This is a genomic window from Metabacillus litoralis (assembly GCF_007994985.1).
In the GTDB taxonomy this organism is placed as follows: domain Bacteria; phylum Bacillota; class Bacilli; order Bacillales; family Bacillaceae; genus Metabacillus; species Metabacillus litoralis.
Map to the genome: position 1 here is coordinate 13,103 of NZ_VOQF01000012.1, position 19,490 is coordinate 32,592.

The following is a 19,490-nucleotide window of genomic DNA, read 5'->3' on the forward strand; positions in this document are numbered from 1 at the left end:
TATTTTTGTAAACATTGTGGCTTTAAGTAACTTGTTTACAGTCTAGTGGCTTCAATTCTTCTTAGATAATTACTATATTCTAAAAAACATTGTGTTTAACATGTAAATAAGTCAAATAGCAGCACTCTTTTTGAAAAGAGCCTTTACTATACCTGTTGTTTCTCTTTGAACAAGCTTCCTGGACAAGCTTGTTCAATATCTTTAATAAATTCAATAACCTTCTTTTCATACCCTTTAGGATCTGTATTATATGCTTCAGCATGGCCAGCCTCAGGTACAATAAATAGTGTTTTTTTCCCTTTTTTACGTTTAAACATTTCGATTGTCATTTGTAAGGGGATAAAGGAATCTCTTTTTCCATGAATAAAGAGTATAGGCGTTTTTATCTTTTCTAGTCCTTTAATCGGCGAAATCTCGGGAAAGCCCCATCCATGGCGAAGCTTGACCAAATAACTAATAACATCTATTAAAGAATAAAACCGTATTTTCAAATCAAGCTCTAATCTTAACTTTAATAATGCTTTAAAATCACTAAATGCACAATCTGCTATACAAAATCGTACTCTGCTATCTCGCTTACTTACTTCAAGTGCTGAAGCAGCACCAAGTGATTCACCTAAAAGACCTATAAATGCTTTTGAACCAAAACGTGTTGTTGCGTAATCAATCCATGCCATTAAATCATCTTTTTCATAATAACCAAATGAAGTGTAAGCTCCCCCACTCAATCCATGAAAACGATGGTCACATAATAAAACATGAAACCCTCTTTTTTGAAACATTTCTACATACTTAAAGCTTCCAAATAAAGACCACTTTATCCCGTGTGCAATAATAATCACTTTTTTACTATTCGCTACAGGAAAAAGCAAGCCATGTAGCTTGTATCCATGATAAGAACGAATATAAATTTCTTCCTTTTTTATGGTTTGAAAAACGTGATCATCAATTTCACCCTTTTGTATCCCTAGCTTATAGGTTTTATCATAAGCAACTTTTTTAGGAGATAGAAGGAGACGACTAACAACATATAGTAACAAAGCGCTAACTAGACAGACTGTCACAATTGACAAAACAAGCCACTGCCACATACAGCATCTCATCCCTTCTAGGCTTTTTTATATCTTATTAACAAACTAGATAAGGTGTGAAAGCAAAACACATCCATCTTCGTAAATGGTGATCAAAATGGATAAAATAACTATAAAGTCCTTTATGATCGGTGGTGAGCGACGATATCAAATGAAATGATTGTTATAGGAGGAGGAATCGGTGGATTAACAGCCGCTGCCTTTTTAGCTAAAGATGGTTTTAACGTGACAGTATTAGAAGCATCAAATGAATGGGGAGGCTGTGCCGGGAAATTTGCTCGTGGACAATACTTGTTTCCTGTTGGTGCTACATTAGGAATGGGCTTTGAAGAAGATGGTGTTCATTCCTTATTATTTAAAGAATTAGGAATAGCAGCTCCTTCTCATTTCTTACTGCCCACTGTTATGGATATTCACTTTCCAAACAAAACAGTTCACTATTATAAGGACCGCTCATTATTTTTAGAAGAATTAACAAAGCATTTTCCACATCTAGATCGGAAGCTGAAACCTTTTTATGAGGAAATATGGGAAATTGGGGCAGAAGTAAAAAAATTGATGGTTAATCTACCTGTTCTTCCAGCAAAAACAATGTCAGAGTGGCTGCTACTCATTAAGTCCATTCGACTCCAATCTGTTAAACTGCTTCCTTATCTAAATCAAACATTTTCTTCACTACTTAGAAAGTATGAACTTAATGATGAGAAGGAATTTGTTGCCCTTCTTGATTCTCAATTGATTGATTCTATGCAAACAACATCCTACAATTGCTCAGCAATTATTGGTGCCTTTGCCCTTACCATATACCATGAAGGAGCATTTTATCTTGAAGGTGGCTTGTTCGAAATTGCCCACTCTTTAACAAAGGCAATTGAAGATCATGGTGGGAAGCTAATTAAACGAGCCAAAGTGACAAGCATCACTAAACAAAATCTAAAATACGAAGTTGTTGATCAACGTAATAGATCTTGGTCTGCTGATCATGTTATTTGCAACTTACCAATTCCGAATCTAGCACAACTACTTGAACAAAGTCTTTTGAAAAAACTTTCAAACAGTTATCAAAGAAAAACGGATGCTTCTCATTGGGGAACGATGACTCTTTATCTAGCTATTAAAGAAGAAGTGATCCCTCACGATACTCCATTATTCCAGCAAGTTCTCCAAGGTGAACTTCATGAAATGTCAGAGGGAAATCACCTTTTTCTTTCTCTTTCTAAATATGGTGACACAAAGCGCTCACCTGCTGGAACAAGAACGTTAACAGTAAGCACACATACTAACCTTGACCATTGGCGTTCAAAAGAAAATTATGATCAATACAAAGAAGCATTGAGTAGAAAAATGATGGAAGGAGTAAAAAAGGCTTTACCTTCAATTGAAGAAGGAATGATTCACTTTATAGAAGGAGCACCACGTGCCTGGGAACGATTTACTGGCCGGCAACAAGGAATGGTCGGAGGCTTCGCTCAAACAAAGGAAAACGCCCTATTCAACAGCTTATCCCACAGAACTGGCATCCCAAATCTTTGGACTTGTGGTGACAGTGTATTTCCAGGCGCTGGAACCATCAGTGTTTCGATTAGTGGATACCATGTTTATCGTTCGATTAAAACACAGATTAAAAGACCTTAAAAAGACAGATTCATGTAAAGGTTCTAAATCAGAGTGTAATTAAGTAAATCACAATAGAACTTAAGCGTGAAAACACTTTTTTCTCATTGATATTAACAAGGAAAGTCGTTGAAGAATTTGTATGTTGCGTTGTTATTAGGACATGAGATGGTGGCTATAAATTAGGAAAAGCAAAGGGTGCTCCTAATGAAATAGAATAACCTAATAAATTGCTTAGTTGACTATGATCAATATATTAATAACAAACATACTTTCTATATCATATTAGAATAAAATAAAAACTAATTAAAGGTTTTCAACGTTCGAATTTGAACTCTAAAACCCCAATAATTAGCCTTAAAGTTAAACAAACACAGTGTAATGTAGCGGAAGACACTTGACTCCTGCGGGTGCAGAGGAAAGGCTGAGACCCCGCAGGCGAGAAGCCGAGGAGGCTTGCTTAGCTTCCTCCCCGGCGAATCTTGTGTCTGCAGCGAAATGGAACGAACTATTTTCCCGTACAATTTAAAAAGCTGTTGACTTCAAAATCAACAGCTTTCTCGTATTGCTATACTAATTTCTTTGTATTTTCACAAAGATAATGTTAGATTGTTAACTAAAAGTCAGCCCTTTTATATAGTCCACTGATCATGAACAATCGCAACTAACTTCCACTCACCACTTTCATCTTGTTCAAAAGCTAAATTCAACGCTTTCCAGTCCATATTGTCATATTCTTCTGTCCCTCTTACATAATACTCAACAACATGTGCATCCGGAAAAATATCTTTTACATTACGTATCATATTACCTCTCGCTTCTTTTGGATCAAACACAACTTCATCTTCTTCATCAAAAGAAGCATCAAAAACATATTTATCATAATAATCAGCTGGTGTTAATTCAATCGGGTGTCCACTTCCATCTTCGTTACCCCACATATATTCTTTCTCATCATTCAAGAATTTCTCAACTTGATCTTTCTTAAAGGTAACTGCATTTTCTTCAACATATACATACGGTGAAAATAACAAACCTTTTTCTGGGTGAACATATTCAGACAGTTTTTCAACATCATCTTCTTTTAACAAAGTAATGATTTCATCAGCTTTCTCTTTGATAATTTCTTCATGTGATTTTTGAGGTTCATCATTGTTTTCATCTATTTCAGCAGTGTTTTCAACATCTTCTGGACTTTCTTCATTAGTACTATCATTTTCAGTTATATTTTCTTGCTCTGAAGTATTTTCAGTTTGATCTTCAGCACCACTTTGACACCCTGTCACTAGAAAAGCTGCTAATAATAGAGATAAACATAGATTCATTTTCATTAAATGCTCCTCCTTCTAAACTTAATAAACCAAGTCCAATATTTAAGTATTCTTATTACTATTTGTAACGTTTTGAAGAAATATGCTCATTTTGTAGTTTATAGTGAGCTAACCTGTTTAAATCCTTATTTTTTTATATCCTTTAAATAATATTGATCTGACGTAAAAAATTCATCCTTCAAGCGCTTGACTTCATTACTTAACAATAAAACAGCGATAATATTTGGTATTAAAATAGCAGCTAGAGCTAAATCAAGGAATTGCCAAATGATCTTGGCACCACCTATACTTCCGATAATGATTGAACCTAAATAAACAAACTTCATCATTTCACCTGTTTTATGTCCAAATAAAAATTCTGCTTGCTTTACACCATAAAATATAATAACAACAACGGTTGAAATTACAAAGAAAATAAGCGATATACTAACAAGATAGCTTCCTATTGATCCAAAATAATAATTGAACGCTTCAGTTGTTAGAGAAGCAGAGTTATCAATAGCTCCCTCTCTTGTCCAAACTCCAGAAGATAGAACAACAAATGCAGTTGCTGTACAGATAATTAACGTATCAATCACAATGCCCATCACTGCCCAAAACCCTTGTCTAACCGGGTGATCGGTTTGTGCTGCTGCATGTGCGATTGGTGCCGTCCCTAAACCTGCTTCATTTGAATAAAGTCCACGTGCAAAGCCCCAACGGATAATTTCACCTATTGCTGCTCCTGCAAAACCACCTACGGGAGCCATAGATGAAAAGGCGTTAGAAAAAATCAGGTTAAGAACATATGGAACTTGGTCAAGATTCATTAGTAAAATAATGACAGCTGCTCCGACATAGAAGAAAGCCATGATCGGCACAATAACCTCAGTTACTTTACCTATTCTTTTAATCCCACCAAATACAATAAGAGAAACGATTAAAGCGATAACAATCCCTGTCAATAATGGAGAAAGTTGAAATGTTTCGTTTACAGCTGCTGAAACAGCATTTCCTTGTACCATAATACTTGGAATTAGCTCAATCATCAGTGCAAAGGCAAACCAAACTCCAAGCCACTTCATTTTCAAGCCCTTTGTCATGTAATACATTGGTCCACCAACATATTCTCCATTTTCCTTCTTTTCTCGAAATCTGACAGCAAGCACACTTTCAGAGAACTTAATCGACATACCAATCAGTGCAATGATCCACATCCAAAATATTGCACCAGGTCCACCGAACATAATAGCTGCGGGCACACCAACGATATTTGCAGCCCCTACTGTAGCAGATAACGCGGAGGTTAAAGCTTGAAGAGGTGTAACCGTTCCTTCACCCTTTGGCTTCTTAAATACACTTCCAAACGTTTGTTTAAACATATAAATAGGATAACGAAATTGGAAAAACCCTAATCTTACCGTTAAATAGATTCCTGTAACTGCAAGTAATGATATCAGGGGTAATCCCCATAACCAGCTTGATACACTATTTACTACTTCTAAAATTTGGTTCATCGCTTTTCTCCTTTTAGGTTAGTTGTATAGCGATTTCCCTATTTAGAGGTTGACGAAACAAAAAAATGGAAGAACATTGTCAAAAATTACTTGGCATATTTATTTTTTATCTTTTCCACAAACTGATCTCGGTTAGCTAATCGCTGTAACTTTGACTCTTGATTTGTTTCTACTTTTACGTTAGGAAGTTGTGACAGTATGTCGAAAATGTGATTAGGATGCTGGATTCTTTCCCAAAGCTGTTTAGTAAAGAACAGTTTTTCATCAATATTTACCCATCCCTCTGGTATTTCATGAATGATACTAGAGACATCTTCTAAAGATATTTGTTTTAGACGTGTAACAAACTCCTTTAATGTTTCTTCATATTTATCTTTAGTATTAAACGGGTGTCGTTTTAATTGTTTTAATAATTGGGTACTAATTTTTAACGTTGAATGAGATAGTATTTGTTTTAGCAAAAAGGAAAAGCCATAATCTATTGCTATAATTTTGTTATTAACTTTCAACAAATTTAGATTTTGTGGTGTACGATCAATATTGATTAAAAAACAATCCAAAAAAAAGAGAAACAAAAGTTGATTGTCTTTAACGATAAATTCCGTATGAACTAATTCCTCACTCTCGATATATGGAAAAGCAAGATTATATCCTATACTCTTCTCTATTAGCTCCCTTGTTTCAATATCTGCAGATTCATACTTCTCCAAAAATTGAATATTCAACAATATCGGCTCTAATACAGGAAGATTCAGTTTAAGACCAAGTTTATTTGCTATCCATTCCATAACAAGAGAATCTGTTCCTTCACCTGAACCAGATAGCTTCACAAAAAATTGCTGATTATTCCTGTCTTGAATGACAATTGGTAAAGAAGATCCTGTTCGGATTTCTCTTATAAACTTTAAAGGGCTGCTTATCTCCATTTTGTTTCCCCATTTCCTAACTGATTTGCATCACCTCTAGTATATATTGGAAAAACACTGTCGTAATATTATTATTATCTATAGCTATAAAAAGCTATGAACATGCTTTTATAAATAATATTTTCACTTCTAATCTTGATAAATAATGTTCATTAAGATTAGCAATGTTCCCTTTAATACCTTACTTAGAAAGTGGATTATGATTGTTATCATCGACAATCATATAATACCCAATATTGCTAAAGAAAGCGTTATGCCATGAAAAACAACAGATAGATGTAGCACGCATTCGGTTTCTTTAACACTATATTACACTATTAATTTATGGTAAAAAATGAAATACCTCTATTGTATTTCGACTTCCGAAAGAGTATGATGAGTACGGTAGATTACATGAATTGGGGACACTTCTATGAGAATAAAAGATTGGGATTATAACCTTAAAATACGTCTTGTTGGCGAAGGATTAATGAATATTACATTTTGGATGTTTTTTCCGTTTTTAACAATCTTCTTTGCAGATGCATTTGGTAAAGGCAAAGCAGGATTTCTTCTAATACTTTCGCAAGTTTTTTCTGTTTTAGCTAATTTAATGGGTGGATATTTCGCAGATCGATTCGGAAGAAAAACAATGATGGTTGTTGGCGCCTTCGGTCAAGGCTTATCCTTTATGATATTTGCCCTTTCAAATTCACCTTGGCTGCAATTACCTACTTTAGGATTTATCTGTTTTGCTTTCGCTGGTGTTTTCGGCTCGTTTTACTGGCCAGCATCACAGGCAATGGTCGCAGATGTAGTAGCTGAGAAAGACCGAAGCAGTGTATTTGCCGTCTTTTATACATCGATTAATATCGCTGTTGTTATTGGCCCTATTTTAGGTGCCATTTTCTATGTTCGCTATCCTTTTGAGGTTTTACTAGGTGCAGGAATCATGTGTATGTTCCTCTCACTCTTACTAGCAAAACAAACCAGAGAAACTGCTCCAGTGTTCCAGAGGGAAACTGATATTAATAAGCAAAAATGGTACCACCCAATAATAAAACAAGTGAAAGATTATCATATCATTTTTAAAGATCAAACCTTTTTGTTATATATTGTTGCAGGAACTCTTGTTGCCATGACATTTATGCAGCTAGACATGATCATCCCAGTTTATATTACAGATATGATTCAACAGCAAGAAATGCTTAGAATTGGTGATTGGTCACTCACACTTAATGGAGAACAAGCATTTGGTGTTGTCTTATCCGAAAACGGTCTGCTTGTCGCTTTATTTACAATAGTTATTACAAAATGGATGACTAAATTCAAGGAACGTAATGTCTTTATGATTTCCTCTATCATCTATGGAATTGCTATTTTCATATTTGGTCAAACGGGTTCTATATGGATCTTCATTTTTTCAATGGCTCTTTTCACTTTAGCAGAGCTTATGACAGCAGGTATTCAACAAACGTTTGTTTCAAAAATAGCACCTGAAAATATGCGTGGACAATACTTTGCAGCTGCAAGTCTTAAATTTACTGTAGGCCGAACAATAGCACCAATTGCCATTCCGATGTCACTCTGGTTTGGATATCCAATTACATTTTCTATTCTAGGTGGTTTAGCGATCTTTAGTGCATTTTTATATTACATGATGTTTCAAAAAGCTGAGAAAAATGCGCTTCAGAATGTAGAAGCAAGTTAAGTACACATAAAGAGCCGTAACAAAGGTCACATCCCTGTTACGGCTCTTTTTATGCTAGTTTCTTAAGATACTCCAGATAAACTTGCTTTCCTAATATTTTCCGCACTAGATGATGTGCGCTCCATTAGATCTGCTATTGCTAAATTATCGTGAGTCAAATTGTCAATTGTCGCACTCATTTCCTGCATGCTAGCTGAAGATTGTTCGATTATCGCAGCTAAATCATTTGTTAATAATTCAACATTTGCAGATTGTCCTTTAACACTTTCTGCAAATATAGTAAACTGTTCAAGCTCATCTGATAAATGATCCAATGTTGCTTTTACCCCAGTAATAGAATTTGTTACTTTTTCTGTTGAAATAGCTCCTTTATTAATAACTAAATGACTTTCTTCAAGCTTTGTAACTGCTGCTGCATTGCTATCATTAAGAGTTTGTAGGTTTCCATTGATCTTTTCAGTTGTTGCTCTCGTCACATCAGCTAATTTTCTTATTTCAGTAGCAACAACTGAAAAGCCTTTACCAGATTCACCTGCCCTTGCAGCCTCGATCGATGCATTCAGAGCTAATAACCCTGTTTGATCAGTAATATCTTTAATAGAATTTGTTAAAGTATTCATTTCAGTTATTGTGTTTGAAAGCAATAAGAATGTTTGATCTAATTGAGATATCATTGTTTTTAATTCATTCATATCAGTATTCAGTTCTGTAGCATACTGTTGACTTTCAACAATTGTGTTACTTGCTCGACTAGAGTCAGTTTTCAATTCATTTGAAACAGAATGCAATTGCAGCATAGACTCCATAGTTTGTCGTGCATTTTGCGAAATCTCATTGATCTGCTCAGATTGATTCTGGCTTCCTGCCGCTACTTCTTGAATTGCGACCTGCATGTCCTTTTGTGCCCGCATACTACCTTGCACTTGCTTATTTGCTTGTGCAATCGCTTCTACAATACCTGATACATTTTCTTCTAAATGATGCTTTTGTTCTTCTTTCTCTTTTGTCTCTTTTTCTGCAACAGCAATAAAGTTTTGCAGTTGTTTAAATTGTTGCGAATTTAAATGGATCACAACACCGAGAACTACACCCATCAGTCCGTATATAATGCATGATGCGGGATAAATTGTTTCTAACGCTAGATTATTCGGTTGCTTCAAAATAAATGATAAAATCATCGTCACTAATCCTAAGCAATAACCTAACGCAAATATGTCTCTTTTCATATGAATAGAAGAAATCAATGTTAGAAATATTGTGATCATAATAATCTCTGAATTTGGTTCGAAGACAAATAGAGAACTAATCACAAATGCATAAATAAGAATGATACTTATATATGGAAACCATACTGGCTTTTTTAATAGTTTTTGAAAAATCAAATAAACTAATATAAACGAAACCAATTCTGTTCCATAATAGATTACTTTGATGATATCTTGAACAACCAAGATTTTTACAACAGCTAATAATGCTGATATCGAAAACGTGACAAACATTAATGTATTCTTTTTTGTTATATCCGTAATGATCATTTTCTCCATCACACTCATACATGTACCCCCTCTATATCGTAAGATAGACTTCCTACTATTATCATATATATCATAGAAAATAGACGATACGTATCATATTTTGTCGATAAAATTAAAAATTTTTAGTTATTTTGATATAGTTGAATATTTTAATGATTCATAGCCTTCATTTACCAAAAAAATCACAAAAAAATTTTTTTCTGTAAAATCCCTTCATGACAGTTTTCAATGAAAATTCGATAAAAAACACCCCTTTTCACATCTTTTTATAGATGTTACAATGGCACCACAAATCAAAAGTAGCCCCTATTCCTAAAGGAGTAGTGGCTATTTTTGTCCCGTCTTTTTGACGGAGTTTATTAGAATTAAATTTGAAAGGGTGTTTTTGATGCATAACGGAAGCAAAGGTTGGTACGTAAACGAATTAAAAAAGATGGGTGTTCGCCGTCATGAAGAGAAAAAACTCGAAAGCTACAAAAAACATTTTCTAGCTAACTTACTAGATAAACATAGTAGGTAACAATATGGGGTCAGACCCCACTATTTAATTTTGGGGTCTGTCCTTAATAAGTGCTCTACCCATGTTCATAAGGTGGCTCTTGATAAAAGTAGTTAGGTTTCAGTATCTTATTTTCATAGCTATGATGAAACACATGTGTTGTTGCTGGTGATACTGGCGGTATTAACCAAGTCCAATCACCTGTTATTTGTCTAGAGCTATCTGTTTCATTTTGCTCAAATCGTTTAAATTGCTGTGCAGCAGTATGATGGTCGACAATACTTACTCCAGCTTTTTTAAAAGAGTGTAGCACAGCCACATTTAGTTCAAGCAAAGCTCTATCCTTCCACAAATTCGCATGAGTTTTCGTATCTAAATTCATGATCGAAGCGACTTTAGGTAATAGATTATATCGAAAGGAATCCGCTAAATTTCTCGCTCCTATTTCTGTTTCCATATACCAGCCATTGAATGGAGCAGCAGAATACACAATCCCACCAATTTCTAGTTTCATATCGGAAATTAACGGAACTCCATACCATTTCATATGTAGATCTGCTATTTCTTCAATAGTTGGGTGAGTGATCTCCACTTCCAACACTAGTTCATCTGCTAATGAAAAGTACTGTGGTGTATTGTTATTTTGTTGGATAACGAGAGGTAGAATATCAAAGTTCGTTCCTGCTCCCTTCCAGCCCAGCTGTTCGCATCGCTTAGTAAACTCAATTGATGCTGGATCACCTAAAAAACCGTATTCTGTCTCATATCCTGCATATCGAATAAGCTGATGATTCCATATCCGTATCCGGTCTTCCTCACCATTATCTGGCTTAAAAATCGTAATAGCTGGCCTAATTTTCCCACCATTTGTAGCAAATGCAGTATGGTTTTCCAATGCCTTAAAAACAGCTTGCTCCGTATTAGCTTGTCGCTCATCAAATACCGTCAACGTATTCCAAAATAAGCGTCCAATACATTTATTACTATTTCTCCAGGCCACTTTTGCTCCATATGTTAATTCTTCATTTGTATGCTCGTATAGTCCTTTACTCTCTATCTCTACTTTGATCTCAGTTAATCTACTTTCTATTTCAACCTCTGATTTGCCAAGTTCGTTATATGAAGTGTGAATAAACTGTTCTGCTTCTTTTAACAGTTGTGTGTTTGCAACCAATTTGGTCACCTCTTGTAGTCATACTTGTTTACGGCTTCTATCTTACTCTTACATTTTCATATCGTCCAATAATAACGATCTTAAACTTAGGTTTGTTTATATTTTAAATCCCAAAGCTGCTGTAACACTGGCATCTCTTCCATTTCTTCTTTAGAAACATGTTTCCATTCTATCCCCGTTGGCTTTTCATATGGAGTGTTCGTCTTAACGATCCCCTCTTCAGTTGCGATCCAATCTACTGTTAAATCATATGTATCTCGTGGGATTTCATCATGTACTAATTGTGTACTATGAATGGATGTTACAATCGTAACTGGCGGATTACCGAGCTCCATTAAAATCGCATATTCTCGGTCAGCGTATCCTTCACCTTTGCCAATTCTTCTTCCATCTTGATGAATTGCCACAGAACCAACAACCATTAAATCAATTTGCGGGATTTCTGTTAAAGGGATTTCTTTTCCATATGATTTTATATGACTTAGGCTTGCAGCACGTCTTTCTTCACCCGCTGGAACCCATTCAGGCTTCACAATAATAAAGCCCGCCTTTAAGCGTGGAGTAGGAACTAATAATGTTTTACCATCAAGTAAGATCTGCTTTCGAAGATGTAGCTGTGGTGAATCAGGATTTACTTTTATCACTTTTGCTGCCTTATATTCAGGTAATGTTGTAATATGGGCTGCAGCTTTTTCAGCACCTTTAAAATTAGGTATTCGATTGATTAAAGGAAATGGAAATCGACCATTTTTTTCATCTGTTAGCTGTTTCCAAACTTTTTGCCTTATTTCGTCTTTTGTTTTCATTGTTTTGCTCCGTTTTTCTAGTATGTAATGAACAGGTGTAATTTGTTTTGTTCCAACTCATAGCTAGATTATTTGATAAAATCCTGCAGAATCATGCCAAAGCTTAGCACAAGTGCTATTAAAAAGAACTTAAAGCATAGCACTACTTTAAGTTCTTTTTAGGACTTTTTTCTGAAAAATCTAATTAAGTATTTTCAATTTCTTCAACAAGTAATGATAGTTCTTCCCATCTTTCCATTGTTTCATCAAGCTTTTCGTCGTTCTTCTCTTGTTCTTTGTATAGTTCCTGTACCTTGCCTAAATCACTGCCAGCTGCGGCAATTTCTTGTTCAAGCTGCTCTTTTCGTTCCTCAAGACTTGCAATCTTATCTTCAATTCCTTCCCATTCCTGCTGTTCTTTATAAGAAAGACGTTTTTTCTTTTCTTTTTTATAACCAGCTTTCTCTGATGCTGGCTCTTTTTCTTGTAGCATTTCCTGAAGCTTTTTTTCTTCCATATAATCAGAATAGCTTCCTTGAAAACGTGAAATATTTCCATTACTTTCAAATACGACAAGGTGATCAACAACACGATCTAAAAAGTAACGATCATGTGAAACTGTTAATACAACACCTGGAAATTGATCTAAATAATCTTCTAATACACTTAATGTTTGTGTATCAAGATCATTTGTCGGCTCATCTAAAAATAGAACGTTAGGCTCTTCCATCAAAACCTTTAATAAGTAAAGGCGACGTCTTTCTCCACCTGATAACTTTCGGATATATGTCCACTGAGCAGATCGAGGGAATAAAAACCTTTCAAGCATTTGTTCAGCTGTAATCACTTGATTATCTATTGTATAAACAACCTCAGCTGTTTCTTTAATATACTCGACAACACGAAGATTCTCGTCCATCTCTTCCTGCTCTTGTGTATAAAAACCAATTTTAACTGTTGTACCAACATCAATTACCCCTTGATCAGGTGATATTCTTCCAGCCATAATGTTTAAAAGTGTTGATTTACCTGTACCATTTGGCCCAATAATTCCAAGTCTTTCACCTGGAGTAATTAAATAGTTAAAATCCTTAATAAGCTGTTTACCATCATATGACTTTGAGATATTTTCAAGCTCAAGCACTTTTTTTCCTAATCGAGTAGAGCCGATTGCAAAGTCTAAATCCTTTTTAACGGCAGGACCTTGTTGATCTTGTAGATCCTCCACGCGACCTATGCGAGCTTTTTGCTTTGTTGTTCTTGCCTTAGCACCTCGTCTAAGCCATGCAAGCTCACGTCTTAATAGGTTTTGCCTTTTTTCTTCAGCACTCTCTGCATTGATTTCTCTTTCAGCCTTTTTTTCTAAAAACACTTCATAATTTCCAGAGTACGTATACAACTGACCTTGATCAAGCTCAAAGATTTGATTTGAAACACGATTTAAGAAATAACGATCATGTGTAATCAAAACAATCGATCCACTATAACCGGCTAAAAACCCTTCAAGCCACTCTATTGTTTCATTGTCTAAATGGTTTGTTGGTTCATCTAATATTAAAATATCAGCAGGCTGAATAAGTGCTTTTGCAATCGCCACTCGTTTTTTCTGACCACCTGATAAATACGTTACTTGTTTTTGAAAATCTGTAATTCCTAGCTTTGTTAACACTGTTTTCGCAACAGTATTTGCTTCCCAGGCATCATGCTGATCCATTTTTTGCTGCATATTCATAAGATGCTTAAGCTTGGTTTCATTTTCAGGATCTTTTTCTAGCTCGCTTAACGCAAGCTCATACTCTCTCATTACCATCATAATCGGAGCATCACCATAATAGATCTGCTCAAGTATTGTTAAACCTTCCACAAGCTCTGGCTGCTGTGGTAAATATTCAATTCTCAGTGAATTAGAATGCGTAATTTCACCAGAATCGGCTGTTTCAATACCTGAAATCACCTTTAATAAAGTAGACTTTCCTGTTCCATTAACACCGATTAAACCAATTCTTTGTTTTGCTGCAATGCTAAAAGAAATATGGTCAAATAACACCTTTTCTCCATATGTTTTATATAAATTTTCAGCTTGTAATATGCTCATAATTATCCAATCCTTCTAAACAGTATGCCTCTATTGTACAGCATAATAGGCTCTCAATGCGAAGAAAAGCAAACTTGAAAAGGTTTTCCCACTGTCACTTTGTGGTAATGAATAGTACAAACAGTAGAAAGTGGTGAATATCGTGAATTCAGCAAATAACAATCAAAGAAAAGAACGAGATCATCCAGAACAATACAAAACAGATAAAGAAACATTATTTGACCGCTTTGAAAGTGAACAACATGTAGATCCGATCCCAATGGAAGACCTAAAAAAAGAAAAACGCGAGGAAAAACAGAAACATAAAACAAAAGATGAGTCTGCTAGTGAAGACAAATATAAGTAGCTTTAAAAAAAGAGCCCATCTATGCTGTAGATTGGCTCTTTTTTCTTTGAAATCAGGCAGCCAAATATGGAATCATTCAACTTTTGACGATAATCGTTCAACTACGGCATATAATCATTCAACTTTGCCGGATAATCATTCAACTTTAGCCATTATTCATTCAACTCTACTTTAAGTCCATGTGCTAAACCAGTTAATCCGTCAACTTCTTGTATTATTCAATCAACTTTGCCATACAAATCTTCCACCATCCGACACTGTTCGACACCTTTAAGCACGCATATATAATTTCGTGCACACTCTCATTACGTGAAAAAAATACAAAAAAGCTACCTCCCCAGAAGTAGCTTTGTCATCTATTATTGAGCATCCTCAGCTTTTTCCAAAAGAGAATTTGCTAAAACGGATAGATTGCTAGTTGTATTATTAATTTCCTTGATTGACAATACAATGGAATCAAGATCTTCTTTGTTTCGATCAAACATGGTTAAATAGTTTTCCATTTCCATCTTAACAGTAACAAGTCCACCTTTTACTTGTTCTATTTTTGTCTGTGATTGCTGTGTTGATTGATTCATCGTTTTCATACTTTCAACAAGATCATTAGTTGAGTTATTATTTTTCTCTACTAATGTTTTAATTTTATTACTCATCATTTTTGAATTTTCAGCAAGATTTCGCACCTCAGTGGCTACAACTGCAAAACCACGTCCTTCATCACCAGCTCTTGCTGCCTCTATAGAAGCATTTAGCGCAAGTAAATTAGTTTGATCAGCAATTTCTTCGATGCTTTTTGTCATTTCGAATATTTTCTCTGAGTTCTCTTTCAGTTCAAAAATACCACTGATTGATGTGTTGACCTTTTCTATTACATCACCAAATGTTGTAATCATCGAAGCCATTTGCACTTCATTTTCCTTTGTTAAATTGACTAGATTTTTACTGCTTTTTTGTGTTGTTTCTGTTTCTTGACGAATTTGTTCTGCTTTTGTACTTGTTTCATAGACTGTTGCTTCTGTTTCTTCAACTGATGCTGCTACCTCTTGACTAATAGCAGTTAATTCCCTTTGAAGGACTTCCTTAGAAGCATTTAATTCCTCTAACTCATTCATTCTAGCTTGAATGTAATTTTCTACAACTAATTGTGAGTCAAGATTTGTAATATGCGTGATCGCCAAAATGAGTTTTGTTAACTTTTCTGGCTCTTTTTCAAATTTCTTTACAAGTTGTGGTACCAACAACGTATTTATAGCTGAGTAAGTTGCGATAAACCATGACGCAGGTAGGTTTGCTCCATTATGTGTATTGCCTATTCTTTTTCTCATTTCAAAAAACTGATCATCAAGTTGTCCACTTAATAAGCTTTGAAAATATCGAACAAATACGTTATATAAGCGCTCTCTTGTTGAATGCTCAGTTGCGATACCTTTTAGAATTGGCTGTTTATACAACTGATTTAACACCTTTTGCAATATTTCATCTAACATTTCTACTAAAAATGGCTGTGCTTCTTGTAATAGTTCTAAATGCTCTTTTGTCACACCCATATATTCTAATCTGCCTGAAACATTCTGATCATCTACTACAGCAATATTGTTTTTGTCTGGAAATTCTATTTTAGGTATAAACTCCTCTATCTGAATACGGTCTTTTTTCCCAAATCCTAACATGGTTTCCATCTCCCTAATATCTATCTATTCACATTGTATAACATTTGTACTAGTTTTGTATATAAAGACTTACTCTCTCTACAATATCTTTTTATTGAATTTTTATTGCATTTCGATTAGCAAAATTATACAATAACTGTATTAACAATATTAGTACAGTTAACACAAGAAGGGGGTTACTCATGTTTCAGCTCGATGTTAGAAGCAGAAAACCCATATACGAACAGTTAGTAGATAAAATTAAAGAATTAATTATTAACAGAATCCTTAAGCCTGATGAACAATTACCTTCTGTAAGAATGCTTTCAAGTCAATTAACTGTGAACCCTAATACTATTCAGCGGGCATATCGAGAATTGGAAAGCCAAGGATATCTATATTCAATTAAAGGAAAGGGGAATTTTGTTTCTGCAATTGAATCAATGCCAAATGATAATAAATTAGGTGAATTAAAAACAGATATTCAAAAGCTTATTGCTGAGGCAATTTATCTTGGTTTAACAAAAGAGGATTTATTTGTGCTTTTTGATCAAGCTCATCAACAAACAAAAGGGGATAAACATTAATGATAAAAGTTCATTCCATTAGTAAAAAGTATAATAAACAGTTAGCAATTAACGAACTATCCCTTTCAGTTAAGAAGGGATCTATATATGGATTGTTAGGATCAAATGGTGCTGGAAAAACATCTTTATTAAAAATAATTGCTGGAATCAATAAGCCTGATAAAGGTGAAATTACCATAAATGAGTTACCCTCATTTGAAAATGTCTCTGTTAAGGAACGTGTTGTATTTATTCCAGATGTACTATATTTTTTCCCTCAAGCAACCATCGCTAATATGGCGGCACAATATAAAGAGTTTTACCCTGCTTGGAATCAACAACGTTTTGATCAACTAAAAAGTGCTTTTAAAATTGATTTAAATAAAAAAGTACATCGTCTTTCAAAAGGAATGAAACGACAGGTTGCATTTTGGCTTGCTTTATCAGCAATGCCTGATGTACTGATTTTAGATGAACCAATTGATGGGCTTGATCCTGTAATGAGGCAAAAGGTTAAAAATCTACTATTTCAAGATGTAGCAGAACGGGAAATGACAGTTATTATCTCTTCTCACAATCTACGAGAAATAGAAGATTTATGTGATCATGTGGGAATTATGCATAATGGAAAAATCATTATCGAAAAAGAAATTGACGATTTAAAATGTGATACACATAAAATCCAACTTGCACTAGCAGATCCAACACATGAAGAGCATTTATTAAATCAGCTAACTATCCTTCATTATGAGAAAAGAGGTAGTGTTTCTCTTCTCATAGTAAGAGGAAAGGAAGAAGAAATTAATAAAGTTATCTCCTCGACTGAGGTTATTTTATATGATTTATTACCATTAACACTTGAAGAAATATTTATTTATGAAATGGAGGATATTGGCTATGAAATCGAAAAAATCCTTCTTTAAGCCCATAGTTGTTAAACAAGATTTAAGACAGCATGGGTGGATTTGCATCGTATATTTCATTTTACTTTTGTTTGCACTTCCATTAGAAATGCTACAGCTTGCAGACAGGGAATATATAATATTTTCAGATTATAAAAACTATTTTATGATAAATACTGAAATACAAGCAATCATACTATTTTCCATCCCAATTGCTTGTGGTCTGTTAATTTTTAGATACTTACAAACTGAGGCTTCTGTTGATACAGCTCACAGTTTACCTATTCGTAGGGAAACTTTATATGTTAGTCATATTATAAGTGGTTTACTATTACTCCTTATTCCAATATTACTTACATCTTGTATTACATTCTTCGTCACAACGACAATCGATGAATTTAGTGGTATCCTTTCAATCTCTGAATTAGTATCATGGACATTACTATATATCTTGTTTACTTGCTTCTTATTTGTCCTAACTTCATCTGTTGGTATGATTACAGGTATGACGACAGTACAAGCCATATTCACTTATATATTTCTCTTTTTACCTATAGGTCTAGTTTCTATGATTACCTATAACCTAACTTTTCTATTATTTGGTTTTTCACCAGCTTTTACTGAAGAAGCTTTATTAAATTTATCTCCATTTCATCGCTTTATCGGTACATATGGTGTTATTAATACATACTCAAGTTTAGAAATCATTCTATATCTATTATTAACAATTCTTCTTTTCTTTATTGGTCTTGGTTTTTACAAAGCCAGACAGCTTGAGAAAGCAACAGAGGTTATTGCTTTTCCATTTTTAAAACCAATCTTCAAATATGGTGTTACGTTTTGCGGTATGGCTCTTGGAGGCTCATATTTCTCTATATCAGCGACACTTAATTGGAATTGGATAATTTTTGGATACATTGTTGGAGCATTAATCGGCTATACTGCAGCTGAGATGATTTTGCAAAAAACATGGCGAATATTCAAATTAAAAGCATTTACCGGCTTTGTTATATATAGTGTTATTTTCATTATCATTCTGCTTGGTATAAGAGCTGATTTATTTCATTATGAAAACAAACTTCCGAAAATGGATCAAATAAGCGAGGTTTATTTTGGAGATAAATGGACGTTGCAAGAGGCTGACCGTAACGATCAGCAGCTATTTTCAGACTCAAAGCTTTACATTCAAGATATACGAAATTTACATGAACATATTATTGATGAACGAGAGTTAATAGAGAATACTTCTTATATTGAGAATATGCACTATATGCAAGGAATGATTATCTACAAACTGAAAAATGGTAGTACAATTTCAAGAGAATATCAAATTCCAATTGATCAAATGAAAAAGATCTTAAAGCCCGTAATGGATGCTGAAGATTATAAAAAAACACTTCCTGATTATATTCAATTAAAAAGAGAAGAAGATATTAGTAGTATACAAATTTCCCCAAATGTTCCGGGTTTTAACGCTATTACGATCTCTAAGAAGGAAGACATAGAAAGCTTTAAGAAGGCAATAGAAGCAGATATTCTTTCACAAACTCTAGATTCAATGTATTACCCAACAAGTAGATGGGGAACTATTGAACTGTCCTATGATAGTAGTGACGCTACTTTTAACATTGAGCAAATACCTTCTAATTATTTTACTGAATCTATTAATGTTGAATGGAAAAAATCCTATTCAAATATCTCAAATTGGTTAGAACAGCATAATTATTTAGAGGATTTAACAGTCAGTGAAAAAGATATAAATAGAATCGAGTAAGCTAAGCTTCCAGAAAC

16 protein-coding genes are annotated in these 19,490 nt (G+C 34.3%); 7 read left to right on the forward strand and 9 right to left on the reverse strand.

Annotated elements, in window-relative coordinates; translation table 11 throughout:
* Positions 1-146 precede the first annotated feature (146 nt).
* Positions 147-1,091, reverse strand: a complete 945-nt coding sequence (locus FS935_RS17430) for an alpha/beta hydrolase (RefSeq protein WP_158638637.1) — start codon at positions 1,089-1,091, stop codon at positions 147-149.
* Between the two features lie 156 nt (positions 1,092-1,247).
* On the opposite strand from FS935_RS17430, the gene FS935_RS17435 reads away from it, so the two are divergent.
* A complete protein-coding gene (locus FS935_RS17435) occupies positions 1,248-2,726 on the forward strand; it encodes an FAD-dependent oxidoreductase (protein WP_240050944.1) in 1,479 nt (492 codons plus the stop codon).
* 611 nt (positions 2,727-3,337) lie between these two features.
* Here the strand turns inward: FS935_RS17435 and FS935_RS17440 are convergent.
* The 3 genes from FS935_RS17440 to FS935_RS17450 form a co-directional block, all read right to left on the reverse strand.
* Entirely contained in the window at positions 3,338-4,036 is a 699-nt protein-coding gene (locus FS935_RS17440; RefSeq protein ID WP_146949920.1) for a hypothetical protein, read from the reverse strand.
* A gap of 125 nt (positions 4,037-4,161) precedes the next feature.
* Complete coding sequence (locus FS935_RS17445; RefSeq protein WP_146949921.1) at positions 4,162-5,532, reverse strand: alanine/glycine:cation symporter family protein; 1,371 nt, start codon at positions 5,530-5,532, stop codon at positions 4,162-4,164.
* Positions 5,533-5,618: 86 nt separating this feature from the next.
* On the reverse strand, positions 5,619-6,458 hold the full coding sequence (locus FS935_RS17450; RefSeq protein ID WP_146949922.1) for a HipA family kinase: 840 nt from the start codon (positions 6,456-6,458) through the stop codon (positions 5,619-5,621).
* Between the two features lie 412 nt (positions 6,459-6,870).
* Between FS935_RS17450 and FS935_RS17455 the strand changes: the two genes are divergently transcribed.
* Positions 6,871-8,148, forward strand: coding sequence for an MDR family MFS transporter (locus FS935_RS17455; protein ID WP_146949923.1), 1,278 nt, complete (start codon positions 6,871-6,873; stop codon positions 8,146-8,148).
* 62 nt (positions 8,149-8,210) lie between these two features.
* On the opposite strand, the gene FS935_RS17460 is transcribed toward FS935_RS17455, so the two are convergent.
* The gene (locus tag FS935_RS17460; protein ID WP_146949924.1) at positions 8,211-9,701 is read right to left on the reverse strand and encodes a methyl-accepting chemotaxis protein; all 1,491 of its coding nucleotides are present in this window, start codon (positions 9,699-9,701) and stop codon (positions 8,211-8,213) included.
* Between the two features lie 370 nt (positions 9,702-10,071).
* Here FS935_RS17460 and FS935_RS17465 point away from each other — a divergent pair, with 370 nt between their 5' ends.
* Positions 10,072-10,203 (forward strand): YflJ family protein, encoded by a 132-nt coding sequence (locus FS935_RS17465; RefSeq protein WP_146949925.1) that lies wholly within the window; start codon positions 10,072-10,074, stop codon positions 10,201-10,203.
* Between the two features lie 55 nt (positions 10,204-10,258).
* Here the strand turns inward: FS935_RS17465 and FS935_RS17470 are convergent, their stop codons facing one another.
* From FS935_RS17470 to FS935_RS17480, 3 genes are all read right to left on the reverse strand, one after another.
* Positions 10,259-11,356, reverse strand: a complete 1,098-nt coding sequence (locus tag FS935_RS17470) for a nitric oxide synthase oxygenase (protein ID WP_193559379.1) — start codon at positions 11,354-11,356, stop codon at positions 10,259-10,261.
* 86 nt (positions 11,357-11,442) lie between these two features.
* Positions 11,443-12,162: a 5-formyltetrahydrofolate cyclo-ligase gene (locus tag FS935_RS17475; protein ID WP_146949927.1), complete on the reverse strand. Its 720-nt coding sequence runs from the start codon at positions 12,160-12,162 to the stop codon at positions 11,443-11,445.
* Positions 12,163-12,346: 184 nt separating this feature from the next.
* A complete protein-coding gene (locus FS935_RS17480; protein ID WP_146949928.1) occupies positions 12,347-14,236 on the reverse strand; it encodes an ABC-F family ATP-binding cassette domain-containing protein in 1,890 nt (629 codons plus the stop codon).
* Between the two features lie 130 nt (positions 14,237-14,366).
* Between FS935_RS17480 and FS935_RS17485 the strand changes: the two genes are divergently transcribed.
* Positions 14,367-14,582: a YczO family protein gene (locus FS935_RS17485; RefSeq protein ID WP_146949929.1), complete on the forward strand. Its 216-nt coding sequence runs from the start codon at positions 14,367-14,369 to the stop codon at positions 14,580-14,582.
* Positions 14,583-14,941: 359 nt separating this feature from the next.
* On the opposite strand, the gene FS935_RS17490 is transcribed toward FS935_RS17485, so the two are convergent.
* Positions 14,942-16,252 carry a globin-coupled sensor protein gene (locus FS935_RS17490; protein WP_158638638.1) on the reverse strand — a complete coding sequence of 437 codons (1,311 nt, stop codon included), beginning with the start codon at positions 16,250-16,252 and terminating at the stop codon, positions 14,942-14,944.
* Positions 16,253-16,434: 182 nt separating this feature from the next.
* Between FS935_RS17490 and FS935_RS17495 the strand changes: the two genes are divergently transcribed.
* From FS935_RS17495 to FS935_RS17505, 3 genes are read left to right on the forward strand one after another with little or no spacing between them, the layout of a single operon-like run.
* Positions 16,435-16,818, forward strand: coding sequence for a GntR family transcriptional regulator (locus FS935_RS17495; RefSeq protein ID WP_146949931.1), 384 nt, complete (start codon positions 16,435-16,437; stop codon positions 16,816-16,818).
* Complete coding sequence (locus FS935_RS17500; RefSeq protein ID WP_146949932.1) at positions 16,818-17,720, forward strand: ABC transporter ATP-binding protein; 903 nt, start codon at positions 16,818-16,820, stop codon at positions 17,718-17,720. Before FS935_RS17495 ends, FS935_RS17500 begins: the two co-directional genes overlap by 1 nt.
* Complete coding sequence (locus FS935_RS17505) at positions 17,695-19,473, forward strand: hypothetical protein (RefSeq protein WP_146949933.1); 1,779 nt, start codon at positions 17,695-17,697, stop codon at positions 19,471-19,473. The genes FS935_RS17500 and FS935_RS17505 overlap by 26 nt, the downstream gene beginning before the upstream one ends.
* The last annotated feature ends 17 nt before the right edge of the window (positions 19,474-19,490 follow it).